This is a genomic window from Streptomyces sp. SolWspMP-5a-2 (assembly GCF_900091845.1).
Lineage (GTDB): Bacteria > Actinomycetota > Actinomycetes > Streptomycetales > Streptomycetaceae > Streptomyces > Streptomyces doudnae.
Genome location: NZ_FMCI01000342.1, coordinates 12,922 through 33,085 on the forward strand (window position 1 = coordinate 12,922; position 20,164 = coordinate 33,085).

Consider the following 20,164-nt stretch of genomic DNA (forward strand, 5'->3'; position numbering starts at 1 on the left):
CGACCGAGGAGGAACCTCCGATGAGAGCAGTACGCAGCGTCCGGCGCGGGATCACCGCCGTCCTCGCCACCGCGGCGGCGACGGCCCTCGCCGCCGCCGTCACCGCGTTGCCCGCCGAGGCCGCCCCCGCCGAGGGCAGGGTCCTGGGCGCCGGATCCCCCACCGCCGTCCCCGGGAGCTACCTCGTCACCCTCAAGGACGACGTCGGCTTCAAGGCGACCGCCGCACGCGGCAAGGACCTGATCACCGGATACGGCGGCACCGTCGAACGCACCTACACCTCGGCGCTCAACGGCTACTCCGCCACCCTCAGCAGCGGCCAGGCCCGGCGGCTGGCGGCCGACCCGGACGTCGCCTCCGTCGAGCAGGACCAGGTGGTGCACACGCTCGGCACCCAGACCGGCGCGCCCTGGGGCCTGGACCGGATCGACCAGAGCACCCTCCCGCTGAGCGGCACCTACACCTCCCCCGACCACGGGGGCAGCGGATCGACGGTGTACGTCCTGGACACCGGCGTGCGCATCACGCACCAGGACATCGCCGGACGGGCCTCCTACGGCTGGGACTTCGTCGACGGGGACGCCACCGCGCAGGACGGCTACGGCCACGGCACCTTCGTCGCCACGGTCGCCGCGGGCACCACCTACGGCGTCGCCAAGAAGGCGAAGGTCGTAGCGGTCCGAGTGCTGGGCAACGACGGTTCGGGGACCACCGCGGGCGTCGTCGCGGGGGTTGACTGGATCACCGCCCACCACGTCGCCGACTCCGTCGCCAACGTCTCGCTCGGCGGCGGCGCCAGCACCACGCTGGACACGGCCGTGAACAACTCCATCGCCTCTGGCGTCACGTACTCGATAGCGGCGGGCAACTCCGGTGCCCTCGCCTCCGGTTACTCACCGGCGCGGGTCGCCGCCGCGATCACCGTCGGCGCCACCACCAGCGCGGACGCCCGCGCGAGCTACTCCAACTACGGTTCGGCGGTCGACCTGTTCGCCCCCGGTTCCGGCATCACCGCGGCCTGGAACACCTCCGACTCCGCCACCTACACCGGCAACGGCACCTCGTTCGCCGCCCCGCACGTCTCCGGCGCCGCGGCGCTCTACCTGACCGCGCACCCCGGCTCCTCCCCCGCGGCCGTCGCCTCCGCCCTCGTCGGCGGAGCGACCGACGGCGTCCTGACGGGCGTCGGCACCGGGTCGCCCAACAAGCTGCTGAAGCTCGTTCCGTGAAACCGTGCGCGCCGGGTTCCGGGCACCGCCCGCCCCCGGCGCGCACCGCAGGAACCGGCGCGCCGCGCCGGCCGGCTCCCGTCCGACACCGCGGGCGGGGGCCGTCCGGGCGCCGCGCCTCCGTCGGACGACCGCTGACACACACCGCACACGCCGGTGGGACGGGACGAACGTGAGCACGGAACAGCCGAGGACCCTGCGGACCGTGACCGGGGCGGGCGGCACGTCGGAGACCTACGACCTGGCGCTCGATCCGCGCCGCTCCACCCTGGACCGGGCGGTGCGCGTGGCGCGGCTCGCCGAGGCCGCGCGGATCGACGCCCTGTTCACCGCCGACCTGCTGCGGTTCGACGCGCAGGGCGGTATCGGCACCCAGGAACCGCTGGTGTTCGTCTCGGCGCTGAGCCAGGTCACCTCGCGGATCGGCCTGATCGCCACGGTCTCGTCCACCTTCCACCACCCGTTCAACCTGGCCCGCATGTTCGGCACCCTGGACCACGTCAGCAAGGGGCGGGCCGCCTGGAACCTGGTGACCTCGGCGGTCGGCGAGGAGAACTTCGGCCCCGGCGGACTCCCGGACCCCGAGGAGCGCTACGCGCGCGCCGCGGAGTGCCTCGACGTCGTCAACGCCCTCTGGGACGGCTGGGAACCGGACGCGCTCGGCACCGGCCCGGACGGGCGGGCGGTGCTGCGCCGCGACCGGGTCCGTCCCGTCCACCACCGCGGCCGGTTCTTCGAGGTGGCCGGGCCGCTCAACATCCCGCCGCTGCCGCAGGGGCGTCCGGTGCAGTTGCAGGCGGGACAGTCCGCCGCGGGACGGGCACTGGGCGCCCGGTACGCCGAGATCGTCTTCACCTCGCTGCCCACCCTGGAGACCGCCGTGGAGTTCACCCGCGCGATCCGGGCCGAGGCCCGCCGTCTGGGGCGGCCGGAGGGGCTGCCGCTGGTCTTCTCCTCCCTGCACGCGACGTACGGCGCGACCGAGGCGGAGGCGCGCCGGGCCGTCCGGGAGCGGCGCGAGGCGATCGACTTCGAACGCGGGCGCGCGCAGGTGGCCGACATGCTGGGCGGCGGGGTCGACCTGTCCGGCCTGCCGCTCGACGCGCGGCTCCCCGAGAGCCTGCTGCCCGACCTCGCCTCGGTCAACGGCCGCCGCGGGCGGGTCGAGATCTTCGCCGGGTACGCGCGCGCCGGACGCACCCTGCGCGAACTCGTCGTCGCGGCCCAGGACACCGGCCACTGGGCGGAGGCGGGCACGCCCGAGCAGATCGCCGACGCGGTCGAGGAACGGTTCAGGGCCGGTGTGCTGGACGTGGTCTCCCTGGGCGACCTCGGCGATCCGCGCCAGCACGACTTCATCGTCGACGGCGTGCTGCACGAGCTGCGCCGCCGCGGGATCGTCGCACCGGACTACACCGGTACCACCCTGCGCGAGAACCTCGGCCTGCCGCGCCCCGCCCGGGTGGCTCCGCCCGCCCGGGACTGAACGCACGGCACGGAGCCGGTCTGGACGGCCGCCCACCGGGTCGACGGCCGTCCACCGGGCCACGCCCCGACCAGCCCCGACCCGCTCGGCGCGACCCGATGGCACCGGGCACCGCTCCGCCGAGGGCTGACCCGATGCCCGACCCGCCTCGGGCTCCGCCGGACCGTCCCTCAACGGGCCGCCGATCCGCGGGCGTTGGGGCGGGCCCCGACCCCAGGAGACGCCGCATGACCCGAACTCCCCTCGCCGCACTGTCCTTCCTCACCCCGGGCAGCTTCGCCGACGAGGACCCCGCTCCCGGCCTGGAGGACACCCTCCACCTGTTCGAGTACGGCGAACGGCTGGGCTTCGACGGCGCCTGGATCCGGCGGCGCCATCTGGAGCACGGGGTGGGCTCCGCCGCGGTGTTCCTCGCCGCGGCCGGACAGCGCACCCGGCGCGTCGAGCTGGGGTGCGCCGTCATCCCCATCGGCTGGGAGACCCCGTTCCGGCTGGCCGAGGACCTGTCGCTGGCCGACGTGCTGTCCGGCGGCCGCCTCCAGGTCGGCTTCAGCACCGGGACGCCGCACGCCGAGCTGCTCGGCGACCTCGTGCACGACGGGGACTGGCGCTCCCTCGACCTGTCGTACGGCCGGGTGGCCAGGGTCGTCGGCCACCTGCGCGGGGAGTACCTCGGCGGCCGGGACACCGTGATCCGCTCCCCGGGGAGCACCCAGCGGCCCCGGCTCCAGCCGTACGCCGCCGGGCTCGTGGACCGCGTCTGGTACGGCGGCGGCAGCCTGCGCTCGGCCCGCTGGGCGGCCCGGACCGGGCTCCACCTGCTGACCGGCAACGTCGTCTCCGGCGAGCGGAGCGACGACTTCACCACGGCGCAGCTCGGCCTGCTCTCCGCGTACGAGGAGGCACTGGACGGGACGACGCGCACACGGACCGCGGTCGGGCGGGTCGTCGTCCCGCTCGACACCGCCGACGCGGCCACCCGCGCCCGCTACCGCGCCTGGGCGGCGGGCAGGCACCGGCGCACCCTGGCGCCGCAGGGACCCGCGCGCACGCTGTTCGCGCCCGACCTGGTCGGCACCGCCGGGGAGATCCTGGAGCGCCTGGCCGCTGACCCGGTCGTCGCGCGGGTCGCGGAGCTGCGCATCGAGCTGCCCTACGAGTTCCGCCGCGAGGAGTACGAGCAGATCCTGTACGACGTGCGCCATCTGATCGCGCCCGGCCTCGGCTGGCGGCCCACCGAACCGCCCGCGCTCAGGGCGGTCCGGTGACTCCAGGACCGTGCGCCCGGGACCGTCCGTGAGCCGGGCAGGCGTCGCGGTCCCCGCTCAGGCGCCGGCGGGGGCGATGCCCTCCACGGCGAGCCGGAAGGCGCGGTCGGCCTGGGCCGCCGGGTCGGTGTAGTTCTCGGTGGCCAGGGCGATGCCGACGACGAGGGTGAGCAGGTCGTCGATCCCGGTGTCGGCCCGGACGACCCGGTCGTCGACGGCCCTGCGCAGCAGGACGGACCCGGCCTCGCCGATGACCGTCGCGCAGGAGCCCTCGGCGGCCTCGTCCTGGAGCGGCTCGTAGGACAGGACGTCCGCCAGACCGCGCGCGGCCAGCGCGTAGGCGAGCAGTTCGCGCAGCCACTCCACCAGCGCGGCCCGGCTGTCGGCCGCGTCGCGCAGGGCGTGCGCGCGGGCGCAGAGAGCCTGGACGCGCTGCTTGAAGACGGCTTCGAGCAGGGCCTTGCGGGTCGGGAAGTGCCGTCGCACGGTGGCCGATCCGACTCCCGCGACGCGGGCGATCCGTTCCAGGGACGCCTGCGCCCCTTCCGCCGCCACCTCGGTCTCGGCCACCGCCAGGATGTGGGCGTAGTTGCGGCGGGCGTCCGAGCGCTGGCCGGTCATGGTCTCTCCCCGTGGTCCGTGGTTCCGTGGTTGATAAGTGGCGGGCCCCGCCATATTCTAGCGAAGGCGAAACGGCGGGCCCCGCCGTTTCTGTTCGTCGCGACACCGAGGAGACATTCCCATGAGCACTGACGCCCCGCCGGTCCTCGTCACCGGGGCCACCGGCCGCCAGGGCGGGGCCACCGCCCGCGCCCTCCTCGCGGCGGGAACGCCGGTCCGCGCCCTGGTCCGCGACCCGGGGACACCGCGGGCGCGCGCGGTCGCGGCACTCGGCGCCGAGCTGACCGTGGGCGACCTCAGCGATCCGGGGAGCCTCGGCGCGGCCGTGGACGGCGTGCGGGCCGTCTTCTCGGTGCAGATGCCCGCGTACACCGGCACGGGCTTCGACTTCGCGGGCGAGGTCGACCAGGCGGTCAACCTGATGACGGTCGCGCGGGCCGCCGGGGTCGAGCAGTTCGTGCAGTCCTCGACCAGCGGCGCGGGCCAGCACGTCGACGCGCCCGGCTGGGCCGAGGGGCGGTGGGCCGCGGTGGAGGTCCCGCTCGGCACCAAGGCCGCGATCCAGGAGCGGCTGCGGGAGTCCGGATTCCCCTGCTGGACCCTGCTCAAGCCGTCCTTCTTTATGGAGAACTTCGAGCCGTCGGCGCGGTTCTACTTCCCGCGCGGGGTCGAGGGCGGTCTGGTCACCGTGATCCGGCCCGGGACGCACCTCGCGCTCGTGGCGGCCAGGGACGTGGGCCGGGCCGCGGCCGCCGCGCTGTCCGCGCCCGCCAAGTTCCACCAGGTGGAGCTGGAACTCGCCAGCGACCACCTGCCCATGACGGAGATCGCCGCGATCCTCTCCCGCGCGCTGGGCGTCCCGTTGTCGGCGCCGGACATGACCGAGGAGGAGGCCCGCGCCGCCGGGATGGGGGACATGGGGGCGAGCCACGCGTTCATGGACGAGGTCGGCCAGCCCGCCAGGCCGCGGTTCGCCCGTGAGCTGGGCATCGAACTCACCAGCTTCGAGGAGTGGGCCCGGGAGGAGCTGGCGCCGAGGAGCTGAGACGGAGCGCGACCGGCCCGGCCCGACGGGCATTCCGGCCCAACGGGCATCCCGGCCCGGCGGCACCCGGCCCGGCGGCATCCCGGCCCGTCCGCTCCCTCTGCCTCATCCGCCTCGCCCACCTCACCCACCTCACCGCCTCGTCCGCTGCGTCCGCCTCCTCTGCCCCGTCCGCCTCGTCCGCTTCGTCCGCCTCGCTCGCCCCGTGGGCCGCGTCCGTCTGCGGTGGGGAGTCGGCCGCGTGCCCGGTAACGTCGTCAGGGAGACATGTCGACAGCAGGACGTCGGCCGAAGGACGCGAGGGAGATGCGGCCCGGCCCCGCGTACAGGGCGGTGTCCCCGCGCCGCACGCATCGAGCCACGGTGGCCAGGATGGGCGACACACGGACAGGACACACCGCGTCCCGCGCGCCGCGCCGTGACCCCGTCCCGTCGGCCGACGCCCCGCCGGACGGCACGGAACCGCTCCTGGTCAGCCGGTTCGCCGTCCCCCCGCTGCCGCCGACGTTCGTCCGCAGAGCGCGGCTCCTGGAGCGGCTGACGGCCGGGGCGGCCGGGCCGCTGACGCTGGTGACCGGTCCCGCCGGGGCGGGCAAGACGCTCTGTGTCGCCGACTGGGCGGGGCACGGACCGGCGCCCCGGGCGGGCGCGTGGCTCACCGTGGAGCAGGGCTGCACGTCCCCCGGACCGTTCTGGGCCCATGTGCTCGGGGCGATGCGCCACCACGGGGTGTCGCTGCCGCCCGGGACCGGACGGCCGGGCCGTGCCCCCGCCGCCGTCGACGACACCGCGCTCGCCCGGCTCGCCGCCCACCTGGAGAGCCGCGCCGAACCCGTCCTCCTCGTGCTGGACGGGTTCGACCGGGTGACCGCGCCGGAGGTCGCCGCCCAGGTGGAGTTCGTGCTGCGGCACGCCGGACAGGGGCTGCGGCTGGTGCTGGTCTGCCGGGCGCGGCCGCTCCTCGCCCTGCACAGGTGGCGGGTCGCCGGGGAGGTCACCGAGGTCCGCGCCGCCGACCTGGCCTTCGGGCCGCGCGAGACCGCCGCCCTCCTCGTGCGCCACGGTCTGCGCCCCTCGGCCGAACAGGCGCGACTGCTGGCCGACCGCACCGAGGGGTGGGCGGCGGGGATCCGGCTGTACGCCCTGGCGGCGGCGCGCGGCGACGATCCGGCGACGGGCCGCGCCGACCTCGACGCGGAACACGGGACCGTCGCCGACTTCCTGCTGGGCGAGGTGCTGGCCGCGCAGCCGCCCGCGGCCCGCGACCTGCTGCTCAGGGCGAGCGTGCTGGAGCAGGTCGAACCGGACCTGGCCGACGCGCTGACCGGCCGCGAGGACGCCGAGGGCCTGCTGGCGGAGCTGGAGCGGGCGAACGCCTTCGTGCGCGCCGTCGGACCGTCCCGGTACCGCGTCCATCCGCTCTTCGCGCGGGCCCTGCGGGCCCGGCTGCGCTCCCGGTGTCCCGGTCTCGAACGGGAACTGCGGTGCGCGGCGGCACGGCGGCTGCGCGCGACGGGGCGGCTCGCGGACGCCCTCCCCCACGCGGCCGCCGCGGGCGAGTGGGCGTCCGCCGCCGAGCTGTTCGTGGGCTCGCTGGCGGTCGGGCGGCTGCTCACGGACGTCGGCCGCCAGGGTCTCGACGCCGACCTCGCGGGCCTGCCGGACGACGTCCCCGGCGCCGCCGCGCACCTGCTGCGCGCGGCCCGCGGTCTCGCGCGGTACGACGTGGCCGCGGGCGTCGTCCAGTTGCGGCGGGCGGAGGAGGAGCTGCGGCGACGGCCCCAGGACCGGGTGGAGGCGCGGCTGAGCCTGGCGCTGCTGCGGGTGCTGGCGAGCAGGCTGCTGGGCTCGGCGGACCGGGCCGAGGCCGCGTTCCTCGAGGCCGGGAGGCTCGGCCGCCTGGTACCGGCCGCCGAGCGGGAGCCGCACCCCGAACTGTCCGCGCTGCTGCTGGCCAACCTCGGGGCCGCCCGGCTCTGGGCCGGACGCCTCGACTCCGCCCGGGAGGCGCTGACCGCGGCGGTCGCCCTGCCGGACGTGCCGGAGACGGCGGCCCCGCGGCACGAGGCCCTCGGCCGGATCGCCCTGATCGACTTCCTGAGCGGCTGGTACCTGCGCGCGGAGGACTCCGCCCGTTCCGCCGTGCTCGTGGCGGAGCGGGCCGGGCTGCCGGTGGCGCGGTGCGACGGTGTCGCGCACCTCGTCCTCGCGGGCGTCGCCGTCGAGCGTGACGCGCTCGGCGCGGCGCGGACCGCACTGCGCCGGGCGGCGTCCTCGGCCGGGTACGGCAACGATCCGCTCGTCACGTCGGGGGTCGCGACGATGCGGGCCCGCGCGCTGCTCGCCGAAGGGGACACGCGGGCCTGCCTGCGCGCCCTCGCCGAGGCCGACGACCGCTCCCCCGCGGGGGTGCGCTCCCCCTGGGTGGGCGCGCGCGTCGCCCTCGCGGAAGCCACCGCGCACCTCGCTGACCAGGAACCGGCGGCGGCGCTCCGGGCGCTGGACGCGGTCTCCGCCGACAGTACGGAGCGCGCCGTCGTCGCGGCCCGCGCGCGCCTCGCACAGGGCGATCACCCCTCGGCGCTCGACCTGCTCGCCGCCCACCCGGTCGCCCCGGGCGAGGGCCCCGCGCTGGTCGTCCGCGCGGTGCTGGCGCGGGCGGAGATCGCGGAGCGGCTCGGGGAGACCCGGACGGCACGGCGTCTGGCCCTGCGCGCCCTCGACATCGCCGGGCCGGAACGGCTGCGGCGTCCGTTCCTGGAGTGCGGCCCGTGGCTCGGCCGGGTGCTGCGCGGGCACGCGGGTCCGGACGGCGCCGGACTCCCCGGGGCGGGCACCGCCGACCGGCCGGACCCGGCGGGTGCCGACGCCGATGCCCGCGCCGTCGTCGTCGAGCCGCTGAGCGGACGCGAGCGGGACGTGCTGCGGCAGGTGGCGCAGCTGAAGTCGACGGAGGAGGTCGCCGAGGACCTGTTCCTGTCCGTCAACACGGTGAAGTCGCACCTGAAGAGCATCTTCCGCAAGCTGGGCGCCACCCGCAGGGGCGAGGCGGTCCGCCGGGCCCGTGAGCTGGACCTGATCTGAGACCGGCGCGGCGGCCGTCGACCACGGGAGAGGTCCGGCGCGGTTCACCGCGACCGTCGACCACGGGACAGGTCCGGCGCGGTTCCGCGCGGGGAGGGTCCCGGCCCCCTACGGTCGGACCGCGATCCCCGGACCGCACGGCCGGACCGCGATCGGCGACATCCACTGCCGGGCCGCGCTGCTCGGACCGCACGGGCTGATCGGGATCCCGGGCCCGCGCGGACGGACACGGTCCGTGGAGAACGATCGGGCAGGGCTCCCCGCCCGGTGGGTCGGCCCTTCCCGCCGGGACGTGCTCGGCGGGGCGAGACAGAGGGACGGTATGAACGCGACGTCTGCGCTGATCCTGCTGGCGCTGTTCGTGTGGGGTCTGTGCGCGCAGCGCGTCGCCAGGGCGGAGCTGACCGCGCCCGTCGTCTTCGTCCTGCTCGGTCTGCTGATGCACCAGGGCGTCGGACCGGTGGACCTGGCGCCTTCGGCGTCGGCGGTCAAGACGCTCGCGGAGATCACCCTCACCTGGGTGCTGTTCACCGACGCGGCGCGCCTCTCGGTCCCGTCGGTCCGCGCGGACGTGCGCCTCTACGCGCGGCTGCTGGGCGTCGGGCTGCCCCTGTGCATCGGGCTGGGGGCGCTGCTCGCGGGCGCGCTGCTGCCGCACCTGTCCTTCTGGGCCGCGCTCTACGTCGGGGCCGCGCTGGCACCCACGGACGCGGCGCTGGGCGCGTCGATGATGGCGAACCCGGTGGTCCCCGCGCGGATCCGCCGGGCGATCAACGTGGAGAGCGGGCTCAACGACGGTGTCGCCACGCCCTTCGTGGTGCTGGCCCTGGCCGGGATCGCCGCCGAGGCGAGCGGGGCGGGCCACGAGGGTCCCGCGGGCGCCCTGCTGGACCTGCTGATCGGGCTGGCGTACGGGACGGCGCTCGGCCTGGTCACGGGACGGCTGCTGCACGCGGCGCTGCGCCGGGGATGGGCGGCCGAGGACTTCGCGGGCGCGGCGGTCCTCGCGCTGGCCCTCTTCAGCTACACCTCGGCGGTCCTGCTGGGCGGGAACGGGTTCGTGGCCGCGTTCATGTGCGGGCTGGCGTTCGGCGCGGCGCACCGCCGGGGTGCTCCGCGGTGGCAGTTGTCGTTCGCCGAGCAGTCGGCCGCCGTGCTGTCCCTGCTCGTGTGGCTGCTGTTCGGCGCGGTCGTGCTGCCCGAGGGGTTCCGTCATCTGTCGTGGCAGGCGGTGCTGTACGCGGTGCTCAGTCTGACGGCGGTGCGGATGGTGCCGGTGCTTGTGGCGCTGCTGGGCAGTGGCCTGGACCGCGGCACCGCGCTGTTCGTCGGCTGGTTCGGTCCCCGGGGACTGGCGTCGGTGATCTTCGCCCTGCTGGCGGTGGAGGAGCTGGCCCCGGACGCCGCGCGCGAGGTGGTGCCGGTGGTGGTCTGCACGGTGCTGCTCAGCGTCGTCGCGCACGGCCTCACGTCGGGGCCGCTCGCCGAGCGTTACGGGAAGCGGCGGGGAGACGGGACGGCCGGACCCGCGCAGGGTCCGGGCGCCGGGGAACTGCCCGTGCGGGGGCTGACGGCGCGACCACCGCGCGGACGGTGACGCGTGCCCGCGCGGTGGTCGCGGCGGCCGGGTCAGTGCAGGATCTTCTCCTTCGCGTGCGCGTACTCCGCCTCCGAGATGTCGCCGTGGGCCTTGAGGTCGGCGAGCCTGGCGAGTTCGTCCAGGTCCCCGGAGGTCGCGGGGCCGCCCTCGTGGGCCGCGGACGCGGCAGCCGCCCGGTGGAGCGCGGCGTTGCGGCGTGCCTCGCGTTCGCCCATCGCGCCGCCGCGGGCGAGGACGTAGACGAAGACCCCGAAGAACGGCAGGCACAGCACGCACAGCAGCCACAGGGTCTTCTCCGGACCGCCCGTGGTGTGGTCGCGGAAGATGTCGGCGACCACCCGGAACAGCAGGATGAACCACATCGTCGCGAGGGTGATGAACAGGATCGTCCAGAAGGCCCCGAGGAGGGGGTAGTCGTACGCGAGGTACGTGGATGCGTTCATGGTTCTCCTCCGGTCGCTGCTCGTCAGGCCGCCCGGACGCTGACCCGGCCGGCCTCGACCGAGTCGAGCAGCGCCTGGTGGTCGCGTTCGTTCTGGTCGGCGTAGCTCTCGGCGAACCGCGCGACGGCCCGGTCGAAGACGTCCTTGCGACCGAGGTAGGAGGCGATGGCGATCCGGTCCCCCGACCGCGCGTGGGCGCGGGCGAGCGTCCCGCCGCAGACCTCGCCGAACGCCTCCATGGTGTGCGGCACCTGGCGGGAGGGTTCCGCGATGCCCTTCCAGTCGCGCAACTGCCGTACGTAGAAGTCCCGTTCCACGCCGTCGGGCGCGTGCACCCGCTCCCAGCCCAGGAAGATGTCACCGGCCGCCTGCATCAGCCGCTGCCCGGCGACGACCCGCTGTCCCTGGGTGGCGTACTCGCTGGCGCCCGCGTAGGGGGCGAGCACCGACTCGTCGGCCTCCTTGGCCTGGAGCAGCAGGGGGTCGTCGCCGTCCCTGCCGAGCAGCAGGATGATCCAGCAGCGGGTGCCGACGCTGCCGACGCCGACCACCTTGCGGGCCATGTCGACCATGGTGAACTGCCGCAGCAGATGGGCGCGTTCGGTGGAGAGGGTCCGCCCGTACCGGGAGACGAGATCGCGGAACATGCCCTCCGTGCGCCGCCGTTCGAAGTCGGGCAGCAGGTCGTCCGCGCGGACCAGGATGGGCGGGTCGGAGCGGATGCGCCGCTCCCCGTCGACGACCTCGGTCAGTTTCCCGAACGCCTGGAGGCTGTCGCGGGTGCGCGCCTTGTCCATGACGGCGGACAGCCGTCTGCTCTCCCGCCGCGGCAGCCGCTCGGAGGCCAGCGCGCGCAGTTGCCCGGCGTCGGCCTTGGCGTACCAGACGTCGAGGTGGCGCATCCCGGCGTACTCCCGCATCCGCTCCCGGTAGGAGCGCACGGCCGCGAGGACGATCCTGGCGCGTTCGGCGCTGCTGAAGCCGTTCTCGCGTCCCGCGATGACCAGGCTGGCGGCGAGTCTCTTGACGTCCCACTCCCAGGGGCCCGGCAGGGTCTCGTCGAAGTCGTTGATGTCGAACAGCAGATGGCGCTCCGGGGAGGCCAGCAGCCGGAAGTTCAGCATGTGCGCGTCGCCGCAGAGCTGGGCGCGCAGGCCGGTGTCCGGTGTGGTGGCCAGGTCGCCCGCCATGATCGCGGCGGCGCCCCGGTAGAAGCGGAACGGGGACTCCGACATCCGTCCGTAGCGGATCGGGACGAGGTCCTCGACGCGGCTCCGGGACTCCTTCTCGACGACATCCACCGGGTCCGCGCGGGTCGCGGCGGGCGCGAAGTCGCCGTGCAGCGAGCGGGGGACCCGGGCCCGCGCCGCCTTGCCGAGGGCGGCGCTCTCCCGCGGAGTCAGCCGCTGCTCCGGTGTGGTCGTCCCGTGCCTGGTCACGACACCGCCTCCTCACCCGTCGCCCCGCATGGCCGGGGCCCCGCGACGATGCTCACACCGTCCGGCGCCGCACGCCTCACCCGTACCGGGTGACCCGGATCGGCGGAGCCGGACGGAGATCCCGCAGGAGAGGCCCGCCGGACGCGCCCGCATGAGACGCCCGTCAGGAACGCCCGCCGGAGATGTCTCTCGGACGGGTCCCACGAGGCGTGTGGTGCGGTGGTGGCCGCGGGGGCGGGCCCGGGAAAGCCGTGCCGGACCCATTGACGCGGAAGCGCTTCGATTCTACGGTCCCGTTCGAACCTGCGGGCGCACGTCGAGATCTCGAACAGCGGAGGGCCGGCCACGGTGACCCGGCCCGCCCGGCGGAGCACCGGCACACGCACGACCACGTGGACGACGGATCCCAAGGTAAGGGCGGGCAATGGGACGACCTGGCCTCACTCGCAGACAACTACTGGGCGCGGCAGGGGGGTCGGCGGTGGCCGGGAGCTTCGCCTTCGCGGCCCTCGGCAGCGGCGCCGACGCCCTCGCCTCCACCGCGCGCACCCGGGTGCGCTACTGGAACCTCTTCAGCGGCGGCGACGGCTACAACATGATCGCGATGCTGGACGCCTTCCGCGGGGCGCACCCGGACATCGCCGTGAAGGACTCGACGCTCCAGTGGGGCAACCCGTTCTACACCAAGCTCGCGATGGCGGCGGCCGGGAACCGGGCGCCCGACCTGGGCGTCATGCACATCGGCCGGGTGGCGGGGTTCGCGCCGGGCCGCCTCCTCGACCCGTGGGACGTCGGGCTGCTCGCCGAGTACGGGCTGCGGGAGTCGGACTACAGCCCGGCGCTCTGGCGGCGCGGGGTCATCGGCGACCGGCTCTACGCGCTCCCGCTCGACGTCCACGTCCAGCTCTGCTTCTACCGCAAGGACGTGCTGCGGAAGGCGGGGCTGCTCGGCGGCGACGACCGGATCGTCCCGGTCACGTCGGTCGACGACTGGTTCGGCGTCCTCAAGGAGGCGAAGAAGGCCACCGCGAAGGGGCTCCAGACCATCGGGCTGTGGATCAACGACCAGAACTTCCAGTGGTGGTTCTTCGTCGCCTTCTACACCCAGCTCGGCGGCACCTGGTTCAGCGACGACAAAACCGAGGTCACCTTCGACACGGACAGGGCCGTCCAGGTGCTGGAGTTCCTGCGCCGCCATGTGACCGAGGGGTACGCCGATCCGGCCATGGGGTCGGTGAACGCCGAGCAGTTCGTCAACGGCGCGCCGTTCGCCTGGGAGGGCAACTGGTCGGTGCCGGTCTACTCCGGCGCGAAGCTCGACTACGGCGCGATCCCGCTGCCGCCCGTCTTCGGCCGCCCCGCCACCCACGCCGAGTCGCACGCCTTCGTGCTGCCGCACCAGGCGGACCGCGGCGGCGCCACCGACGAGGCGGCCCACCGGCTCGCCGCCTACGTCGTCACGCACGCCAGGCAGTGGGCGGCCGGCGGGCACATCCCCGCCCACCGCCCGACGCTGTCCACCCCGGCCTACCGCGCGCTCACCCCGCAGAACGAGTACGTGTCGGCCATGGACCACCAGGCCAACGAGCCGAAGGTGTGGTTCGCGGGCTCCACCGGCGTCCTCGCGCAGCGGATCGGCCCGATCGTCGTCTCCTCGACGGTCGGCTCCGCGAAGCCCGGCGCGGCGGCCCGCCGCATGCGGAGCGAACTGGGCACCCTGCTCGCGATGAGGAACCCGATGGACGGCGAGACCGCCGCGCGGGCGGGGAGGGCCGCATGACGACCGCCGAGACCGTACTCGCCCCGGCCCGCACCGAGCCGGCCACCGCGCGCGCCGTCTTCCGCGGCGGGCAGCGCTTCCAGCACGGTGGCTGGTTCGTGGCGCCCTTCCTGACCCTGTTCGCGGTCTTCGTGATCTGGCCGCTGGTGCGGGGTGTCCACCTCAGCCTCACCGACGCCAACATCACCGGGACCGGCGAGCGTTTCATCGGCCTCGACAACTACCGGGAGGCGCTCAGGGACCCGCTGATGTGGGACGCCCTGGGCCACAGCGCCTACTTCACCCTCCTGGCCGTGCCCTGCATCACCGTCCTCGCCTTCCTCCTCGCGATGCTCGCCCACCACGTGGAGCGCGGCCAGTGGCTGTGGCGGCTGTGCTTCTTCATGCCCTTCCTGCTGCCGTCGACCGTGGCGGGCAACCTCTGGCAGTGGCTGTTCAACCCCGGCACCGGGATGGTCAACCACGTGTTCGGCCTGCAGACGCCGTGGCTGACGGACGCGTCGTACGCGATGCCCGCCATCGTCATCGAGACCCTGTGGTGGACGGTCGGCTTCAGCTTCCTGCTCTACCTCGCCGCCCTCCAGTCCATCCCGGCCCACCTCTACGAGGCGGCGAAGCTCGACGGCGCGGGCGCCTGGCAGCGGACGGTCCACATCACCCTGCCGATGCTGCGCACCATCACCGGGCTGGTCGTCGCGCTCCAGATCCTCGCCTCGCTCCAGGTCTTCGACCAGGCGGTGGTGATGATGGACTTCGGACCCGGCCCGGAGAACTCGACCCGCACCTTCGTCCAGTACACCCTCGAAGAGGGCTTCACCAGTTACCGCGTGGGCTACGCGTCCGCGATCTCCGTCATCTTCTTCGTGATCATCGCGGCCGTCGCCCTCGCCCGGATGTGGCTGCTGCGCAACCGCACCGAGGAGGCCGCCCGATGACGACCGCCGTACCCGCGCAGTCCCGCAGGGCCTGGACGCCCGGTCAGATCGTCCTCACCCTGCTCGCCACGGCCGTCTCCGCGGTCTTCCTCGCGCCGCTCGCCTGGGGCCTGTTCACCTCGCTCAAGTCGGAGACGGAGGCGGTCGCCGTCCCGGCCCACTGGCTGCCGAAGCGGTGGACGGGCCAGGCGTGGAAGGCCCTCCTGGACACCGGCAACATCACCGACTGGTTCATCAACTCCCTGGTCGTCTCCGTCTGTGTGACGTCCGTGGTGCTGCTGGTGAGCGCGCTCGCCGGATACGGCTTCGCCCGCACCGAGTTCCGGGGCAAGGGCGTGCTGATGGGGCTGGTGATGTCGGGCCTGATGGTCTCCCCCGCGGTGCTCGGGGTCCCCCTGTTCACCACCGTGCAGCAGTTGGGGATGGTGGACACCTACTGGGGCATGATCCTGCCGCAGTGCGCGCCCGCCGCGATGGTCTACATCCTCTACAAGTTCTTCCAGGGCATCCCGCGCGAGCTGGAGGAGGCGGCCTTCATCGACGGCGCGGGACGCTGGCGGGTCTTCTTCACCATCGTGGTGCCGCTCTCGCGCCCCTCCCTGGCCGCGGTCGGCATCTTCACCTTCATCGCCTCGTGGAACAACTTCCTGTGGCCCTACATGGTGACCAACAACCCCGATCTGATGACCATGCCGAACGGCATCGCGACCGTCATGAACTCCTACGGCATCCAGTGGGCCCAGTTGATGGCGGGCGGCCTGATGGCGGGCCTCCCGCTGATCGTCGTGTTCGTCTTCTTCCAGCGCCAGATCGTGGCGGGCGTGGCCCACACCGGGCTGGCCGGGCAGTGAACGGCGCCGTGCGGGACGCCCGCGCCCGGCCGCTCCGGTTTCCGGCGCCGGTCAGCGCAGCCGCCTGATGTCGCCGCGCACCCGGTAGAAGCCGCCCGACGCGGGGTGCACCGCGTCCACCACGTACCGGGTGCCCGGCTCCCGCATGGCGCGCGGGAACTGGACGTTCCAGGACCGGTCGTAGCCGTCGGACACGACGTGTATCCGGGTCCGTCCGGCCTCCCGCACGCACTCGACGACCACCGTGCCCTCGGGGGCGGCGGCGACGGTGGCCATGGCGGCGACCTCGGTGGCCGGGGCGTACGTCGGCAGGGCGGCGGCGAGCTTGACGTCGCGGGCGACGGGCACGTGTCCCTGCTGCGCGGACGCGATCGCCGCCTCGCTCGCGTCGACGCACACCAGTGAGCCGTCCGTCGTGACCAGGTACAGGCGTTCGTGGCGGTACTGCATGGAGAGCGCGGAGCCGCCGCCGGTGGCGAGCTTCCACAGCCGGGTGCCGTCCCGGTCGAAGCAGTAGACGGAGGAGGTGGAGTCCCCGGCGAAGACGAACCGCCCGCCGGGCGAGGTGGCGCACGAGTAGACGGGGCCGTCGCAGAGGTACGTGGCCTCGATCGCCCCGGTCGCCTTCGACAGCCGCTGCACGACCCGCCGTTCGGTCCCGGCGTACACCGCGTCGGCCTCCTGCCAGCCGAAGAGCACACCGCCCCGGGTGGGCGTGTGCCACAACTCGGCGCCGCCGTCGGGCGCGTGGGCCGTCACGCCGCCGGTGTGGCCGTGGTAGACGGCGCGGTCGTCGGCCCGCACCATCCAGGCGTGCTCACCGCGTCCGCCGCGCGCCCACTGGTGTTCGTCCTCGTGGTCGATGACGGTGAGCCGCCCGGCGCGGTCCGCGACGTTCAGGACGCCCTCGTGGATGTCCAGCCAGAAGATGTCGACCTCGCCGGCGATGTCGTAGGCGGCGTACGGCAGTTTGGAGGACAGGTCGTACACCCGGCCGTCGTCGCAGCCCGCGTAGATCCAGAAGTCGTCCGCCACCAGGCACTTGACGCCGTCGGGGAGGCGGTAGTGGGCGAGGACCTCGCCGCCGTGGGCCAGCGTGTAGACGTCGCCCGCCTGGTTGCCGACCCAGCAGCGGTCGTCGTCGATGTGGATGCCGAAGGCCGACGAGCCGGTGGCGAACCGCCACAGCACCGGTGCCACGGCGCGCGCGGAGGACGGCGTGGAGGCGACCTCCCGGCGGCTCACCGGGCGCGGCGCGCGCTGTCCCGGCACGGCGGGCACGTATCCCTTGCGCACCTTCTCAGCGATCTTGCGGGCGGCCGCGGCCCGCGCCTTCTCGGGGGTGGCGAACGTGGACGTCTGGGCCTGTCCCGCGGCGCCGATGCGCCCGTAGCGCACGGAGACCTCCAGGACGCCGACCTCCACCTCGTAGAACTTGTGGGCACCGCCGCCGTCCTGGGACAGCTCCAGATACGTCTTCGTCACGACAGACCCCTCCCCGGGTCAGGTCCTGCGGCCTGTTCCGCGGGTCCTTCTGGGAACACCGTAGGAGAGGGCACTGACAACGGCCGGGGCACCGGATCCGACCGCGTCCCGCCGTACCGGGAAGGCTGTCACCAGTGGGCGTGGCCGCCCCGGCGCAGCCGGGGAGCGCGCAGCTCTGCCCACACGGTCTGGCCCTCCCCGTGGAGGATCGGGGACACGCCCCAGGCGAGGCTCAGCGCGTCGACGAGGAACAGGCCCCGCCCGTTCTCGTCCTCGTGCTCCGCCCGCCGGGCCTCGGGCAGGCCCAGGCCCACGCCGTGCTCCTCGACCTCGCAGCGCAGCACGTCGCCGGAGAGGGCGAGCCGTCCGGCGATCCGCTCGCCCGAGCAGTGCTGGAGCGCGTTGGTGGCCAGCTCGGAGACGACCAGCAGCACATCGTCCCAGGCGCCCCGGTCGACGTCCTCGTTGCGCATGAGGTCGCCTGCTGCGTTCCTGACGGTGGCGACGGAGGCCGGGACCGCGGGCAGGTCGAAGGGGTGGCCGGGGCCGGACGGAGCGGACGCGTGGTCCCCGGCGAGCGCCACCGGCCGGGCACCCGGGAAGGAGGCCGTGCTCTGCTGTCCTGCGGTCGTCGGGGAACCGGGCGTCGGAAAGGAAGACGCTGCCATCACCCTGTGCCTTTCATCCTGGACGCGGCGTTCAGGACGCCGGAACCCATTCGGCCCACAATTCACCCTGGCACTTCCCGAGCCGTCCCGCAACTTGCAGAATGAAATTTGCAAGACGTGATGATCCTTCTTTTACTGGAGAGATCCGATGCGATGATGTGGTCGCGAGGATCGAAAGGGGACGGTGTGACCGCCGAATCAGACTGGGGCGGTGCCCCACCGGTACTGCGGATGATCCTGGGCAGGCAGCTCGAGGCGCTGCGGGTCCGAGCCGGTCTGAGCTACGACGAGGCCGGGGCGGCGCTCGGGGTCAGCCATTCCACGATCCGGCGCATGGAGGCGGCCAAGGTCGCCCGGCTGCGGCTCGCGGACGCGGAGAAGCTGCTGCGGACCTACGGCATCACGGACCCCGAGCAGATCGAGCGGTTCCTCCGCTCGGTGCAGGACGCGGGCCGCCGGAGCTGGTGGCACTCCTACCGGGACGTGATGCCGGACTGGTTCGCCTCCTACCTCAGCCTGGAGCAGGCGGCCTGGCAGATCCGCAGCTACGAGAACCACTTCGTGCACGACCTGCTCCAGACGGCGGAGTACGCGCGCTCCCGGATCACCAGCGAGGCGACCGTCGCCGACGCGGACCGCGCGGACCGCCTGCTGGCGCTGCGCCTGCGCCGCCAGCGGCTGCTCTCGGACGACTCGGCGCCCCGGCTCTGGGTGGTCATGGACGAGACGGTGCTGCGCTGGCCGGTCGGCGGCGCGGACGTGATGCGGGCCCAGGCGGGCCACCTGATCGAGCTGAACCGGCTACCGCACGTGACCCTCCAGATCATGCCGTTCACCAACGGCCCGCACCCCGGTCTCCGGGCGGGCGCCAGCCAGCTGTTCCGTTTCCGGGCGAGGGAACTGCCCGACATCGTCTACGCCCGCACGCTGCTGGGCGCCGACATGCTCGACAAGAGGGACGACGTCATGAAGTACCGCGAGGCCCTCGACCGGCTCAGCGCCCAGGCGGCGCCCGCCGCGCGCACCGAGAAGATCCTGGAGGAGCTGCGCAGGGACTGGTGAGGGCTCCGCGACCGTCCCGCGCCCGGCCCGACCGGGTGGGGACGGCGTCCCGGAACCGTCTCTTCCGCGCCCGGAGCCTTCCACCCCTTATCTGCTTGTCCGCGTATCCGTACATCGACAAATCCGCGAATTGAAGGAGAGGCCCCACAGTGCCCGACAACGGATGGCCGGCCGACCGCATCGACACCCAGCACGCCCATTCCGCCCGGATCTACGACTACATTCTCGGCGGCAAGGACTACTACCCGGCGGATCAGGAGGCCGGGGACGCCATGGCGGCGGAATGGCCCGCCCTGCCGATCCACATGCGCGCGAACCGCGACTGGATGAACCGCGCCGTGCGCTGGCTCGTGGAGGAGGCGGGCGTCCGCCAGTTCCTCGACGTCGGCACGGGCATCCCTACCTCGCCCAACCTGCACGAGATCGCGCAGTCGGTGGCGCCGGAGTCGCGGGTGGTCTACGTCGACAACGACCCCATCGTGCTCACCCTGTCGCAGGGGCTGCTGACCAGCACGCCGGGCGGGCGCACCGCGTACGCGGAGGCCGACTTCCGTGATCCGGCGTCCATCCTGAGCGCGCCCGAGCTGCGCGCGACGCTCGATCTCGACCGGCCGGTCGCGCTGACCGTCATCGCGATCGTGCACTTCATGCTCGACGAGGACGACGCGGTGGGCGTCGTCCGGCGGCTCCTCGAACCGCTCCCGTCGGGCAGCTACCTCGCGATGTCCATCGGCACCGCCGAGTTCGCGCCGCGCGAGGTGGGCCGGGTGGCCCGGGAGTACGCGGCCCGGGACATGCCGATGCGGCTGCGCACGCTCGCCGAGGCCCACGAGTTCTTCGAGGGGCTCGAACTGGTCGAGCCGGGCATCACCCAGGTGCACAAGTGGCACCCGGACGGCGGCGGCGACCCGGACATCCGTGACGAGGACATCGCGATGTACGGAGCGGTGGCCCGCAAGCCCTGACCCGACATCGTCGGGCCCCCTCCCCCGGTCGGCGCTCCCCGAGGCGGACCGGGGGTTCCCGGCGTCCGCAGAGGGCGATCCGGGGGGACATCGGGGTGCGCAGCGCCTGGCCGGGGGGCGCAGCGCCTGGCCCGGGGGGCTAGCGCCTGACCTGAGGGCTAGGGACCCCGGCGCCTCCTCCCCCCCCCCNCCCCCCGACTCCG

The 20,164-nt window shown here is 74.1% G+C and carries 16 protein-coding genes; 11 read left to right on the forward strand and 5 right to left on the reverse strand.

What is annotated here, in order from left to right; genetic code table 11:
• Nucleotides 1-20: 20 nt before the first annotated feature.
• The 3 genes from GA0115242_RS33805 (at nt 21) to GA0115242_RS33815 (ending at nt 3,983) form a co-directional block, all read left to right on the forward strand.
• Nucleotides 21-1,229, forward strand: coding sequence for a S8 family peptidase (locus GA0115242_RS33805; protein WP_093835382.1), 1,209 nt, complete (start codon nt 21-23; stop codon nt 1,227-1,229).
• Between the two features lie 172 nt (nt 1,230-1,401).
• Nucleotides 1,402-2,715, forward strand: coding sequence for an NtaA/DmoA family FMN-dependent monooxygenase (locus GA0115242_RS33810; RefSeq protein ID WP_093835384.1), 1,314 nt, complete (start codon nt 1,402-1,404; stop codon nt 2,713-2,715).
• 227 nt (nt 2,716-2,942) lie between these two features.
• A complete protein-coding gene (locus GA0115242_RS33815; RefSeq protein WP_093835386.1) occupies nt 2,943-3,983 on the forward strand; it encodes an LLM class flavin-dependent oxidoreductase in 1,041 nt (346 codons plus the stop codon).
• Nucleotides 3,984-4,040: 57 nt separating this feature from the next.
• Here GA0115242_RS33815 and GA0115242_RS33820 read toward each other — a convergent pair whose 3' ends face one another.
• Nucleotides 4,041-4,604 carry a TetR/AcrR family transcriptional regulator gene (locus GA0115242_RS33820; RefSeq protein ID WP_093835388.1) on the reverse strand — a complete coding sequence of 188 codons (564 nt, stop codon included), beginning with the start codon at nt 4,602-4,604 and terminating at the stop codon, nt 4,041-4,043.
• Nucleotides 4,605-4,725: 121 nt separating this feature from the next.
• On the opposite strand from GA0115242_RS33820, the gene GA0115242_RS33825 reads away from it, so the two are divergent.
• The 3 genes from GA0115242_RS33825 to GA0115242_RS33835 all read left to right on the forward strand — a co-directional run bounded on the left by GA0115242_RS33825 (nt 4,726) and on the right by GA0115242_RS33835 (nt 10,330).
• Nucleotides 4,726-5,649 carry an NmrA family NAD(P)-binding protein gene (locus GA0115242_RS33825; protein ID WP_093835390.1) on the forward strand — a complete coding sequence of 308 codons (924 nt, stop codon included), beginning with the start codon at nt 4,726-4,728 and terminating at the stop codon, nt 5,647-5,649.
• A gap of 372 nt (nt 5,650-6,021) precedes the next feature.
• Nucleotides 6,022-8,733 (forward strand): LuxR C-terminal-related transcriptional regulator, encoded by a 2,712-nt coding sequence (locus tag GA0115242_RS33830; RefSeq protein ID WP_093835392.1) that lies wholly within the window; start codon nt 6,022-6,024, stop codon nt 8,731-8,733.
• 322 nt (nt 8,734-9,055) lie between these two features.
• Nucleotides 9,056-10,330, forward strand: a complete 1,275-nt coding sequence (locus GA0115242_RS33835; RefSeq protein WP_093835394.1) for a cation:proton antiporter — start codon at nt 9,056-9,058, stop codon at nt 10,328-10,330.
• Nucleotides 10,331-10,362: 32 nt separating this feature from the next.
• Here GA0115242_RS33835 and GA0115242_RS33840 read toward each other — a convergent pair whose 3' ends face one another.
• Both GA0115242_RS33840 and GA0115242_RS33845 read right to left on the reverse strand, forming a co-directional pair.
• Entirely contained in the window at nt 10,363-10,776 is a 414-nt protein-coding gene (locus GA0115242_RS33840; RefSeq protein ID WP_093835396.1) for an SHOCT domain-containing protein, read from the reverse strand.
• Nucleotides 10,777-10,799: 23 nt separating this feature from the next.
• Nucleotides 10,800-12,215, reverse strand: coding sequence for a DUF2252 domain-containing protein (locus GA0115242_RS33845; RefSeq protein ID WP_093835398.1), 1,416 nt, complete (start codon nt 12,213-12,215; stop codon nt 10,800-10,802).
• Between the two features lie 424 nt (nt 12,216-12,639).
• Between GA0115242_RS33845 and GA0115242_RS33850 the strand changes: the two genes are divergently transcribed.
• From GA0115242_RS33850 to GA0115242_RS33860, 3 genes are read left to right on the forward strand one after another with little or no spacing between them, the layout of a single operon-like run.
• Entirely contained in the window at nt 12,640-13,995 is a 1,356-nt protein-coding gene (locus GA0115242_RS33850; RefSeq protein WP_093835400.1) for an extracellular solute-binding protein, read from the forward strand.
• Nucleotides 13,992-14,930: a carbohydrate ABC transporter permease gene (locus GA0115242_RS33855; RefSeq protein WP_093835402.1), complete on the forward strand. Its 939-nt coding sequence runs from the start codon at nt 13,992-13,994 to the stop codon at nt 14,928-14,930. The genes GA0115242_RS33850 and GA0115242_RS33855 overlap by 4 nt, the downstream gene beginning before the upstream one ends.
• Complete coding sequence (locus GA0115242_RS33860) at nt 14,927-15,781, forward strand: carbohydrate ABC transporter permease (RefSeq protein WP_093835404.1); 855 nt, start codon at nt 14,927-14,929, stop codon at nt 15,779-15,781. The genes GA0115242_RS33855 and GA0115242_RS33860 overlap by 4 nt, the downstream gene beginning before the upstream one ends.
• A 51-nt stretch (nt 15,782-15,832) precedes the next feature.
• Here GA0115242_RS33860 and GA0115242_RS33865 read toward each other — a convergent pair whose 3' ends face one another.
• Both GA0115242_RS33865 and GA0115242_RS33870 read right to left on the reverse strand, forming a co-directional pair.
• Nucleotides 15,833-17,266 (reverse strand): WGR domain-containing protein, encoded by a 1,434-nt coding sequence (locus GA0115242_RS33865; protein WP_093835406.1) that lies wholly within the window; start codon nt 17,264-17,266, stop codon nt 15,833-15,835.
• A gap of 128 nt (nt 17,267-17,394) precedes the next feature.
• Complete coding sequence (locus tag GA0115242_RS33870; RefSeq protein ID WP_093835408.1) at nt 17,395-17,934, reverse strand: ATP-binding protein; 540 nt, start codon at nt 17,932-17,934, stop codon at nt 17,395-17,397.
• Between the two features lie 186 nt (nt 17,935-18,120).
• On the opposite strand from GA0115242_RS33870, the gene GA0115242_RS33875 reads away from it, so the two are divergent.
• Both GA0115242_RS33875 and GA0115242_RS33880 read left to right on the forward strand, forming a co-directional pair.
• Nucleotides 18,121-18,996: a helix-turn-helix domain-containing protein gene (locus GA0115242_RS33875; RefSeq protein ID WP_093835410.1), complete on the forward strand. Its 876-nt coding sequence runs from the start codon at nt 18,121-18,123 to the stop codon at nt 18,994-18,996.
• A 149-nt stretch (nt 18,997-19,145) separates the two neighbouring features.
• Nucleotides 19,146-19,961, forward strand: coding sequence for an SAM-dependent methyltransferase (locus tag GA0115242_RS33880; RefSeq protein ID WP_093835412.1), 816 nt, complete (start codon nt 19,146-19,148; stop codon nt 19,959-19,961).
• The last annotated feature ends 203 nt before the right edge of the window (nt 19,962-20,164 follow it).

Coding starts and splice junctions, on each gene's coding strand:
- GA0115242_RS33805 (WP_093835382.1), top strand. CDS start 21: ATGAGAGCAGTACGCAGCGTCCGGCGCGGGATCACCGCCGTCCTCGCC.
- GA0115242_RS33815 (WP_093835386.1), top strand. CDS start 2,943: ATGACCCGAACTCCCCTCGCCGCACTGTCCTTCCTCACCCCGGGCAGC.
- GA0115242_RS33820 (WP_093835388.1), bottom strand. CDS start 4,604: ATGACCGGCCAGCGCTCGGACGCCCGCCGCAACTACGCCCACATCCTG.
- GA0115242_RS33825 (WP_093835390.1), top strand. CDS start 4,726: ATGAGCACTGACGCCCCGCCGGTCCTCGTCACCGGGGCCACCGGCCGC.
- GA0115242_RS33830 (WP_093835392.1), top strand. CDS start 6,022: ATGGGCGACACACGGACAGGACACACCGCGTCCCGCGCGCCGCGCCGT.
- GA0115242_RS33835 (WP_093835394.1), top strand. CDS start 9,056: ATGAACGCGACGTCTGCGCTGATCCTGCTGGCGCTGTTCGTGTGGGGT.
- GA0115242_RS33840 (WP_093835396.1), bottom strand. CDS start 10,776: ATGAACGCATCCACGTACCTCGCGTACGACTACCCCCTCCTCGGGGCC.
- GA0115242_RS33850 (WP_093835400.1), top strand. CDS start 12,640: ATGGGACGACCTGGCCTCACTCGCAGACAACTACTGGGCGCGGCAGGG.
- GA0115242_RS33855 (WP_093835402.1), top strand. CDS start 13,992: ATGACGACCGCCGAGACCGTACTCGCCCCGGCCCGCACCGAGCCGGCC.
- GA0115242_RS33860 (WP_093835404.1), top strand. CDS start 14,927: ATGACGACCGCCGTACCCGCGCAGTCCCGCAGGGCCTGGACGCCCGGT.
- GA0115242_RS33870 (WP_093835408.1), bottom strand. CDS start 17,934: ATGGCAGCGTCTTCCTTTCCGACGCCCGGTTCCCCGACGACCGCAGGA.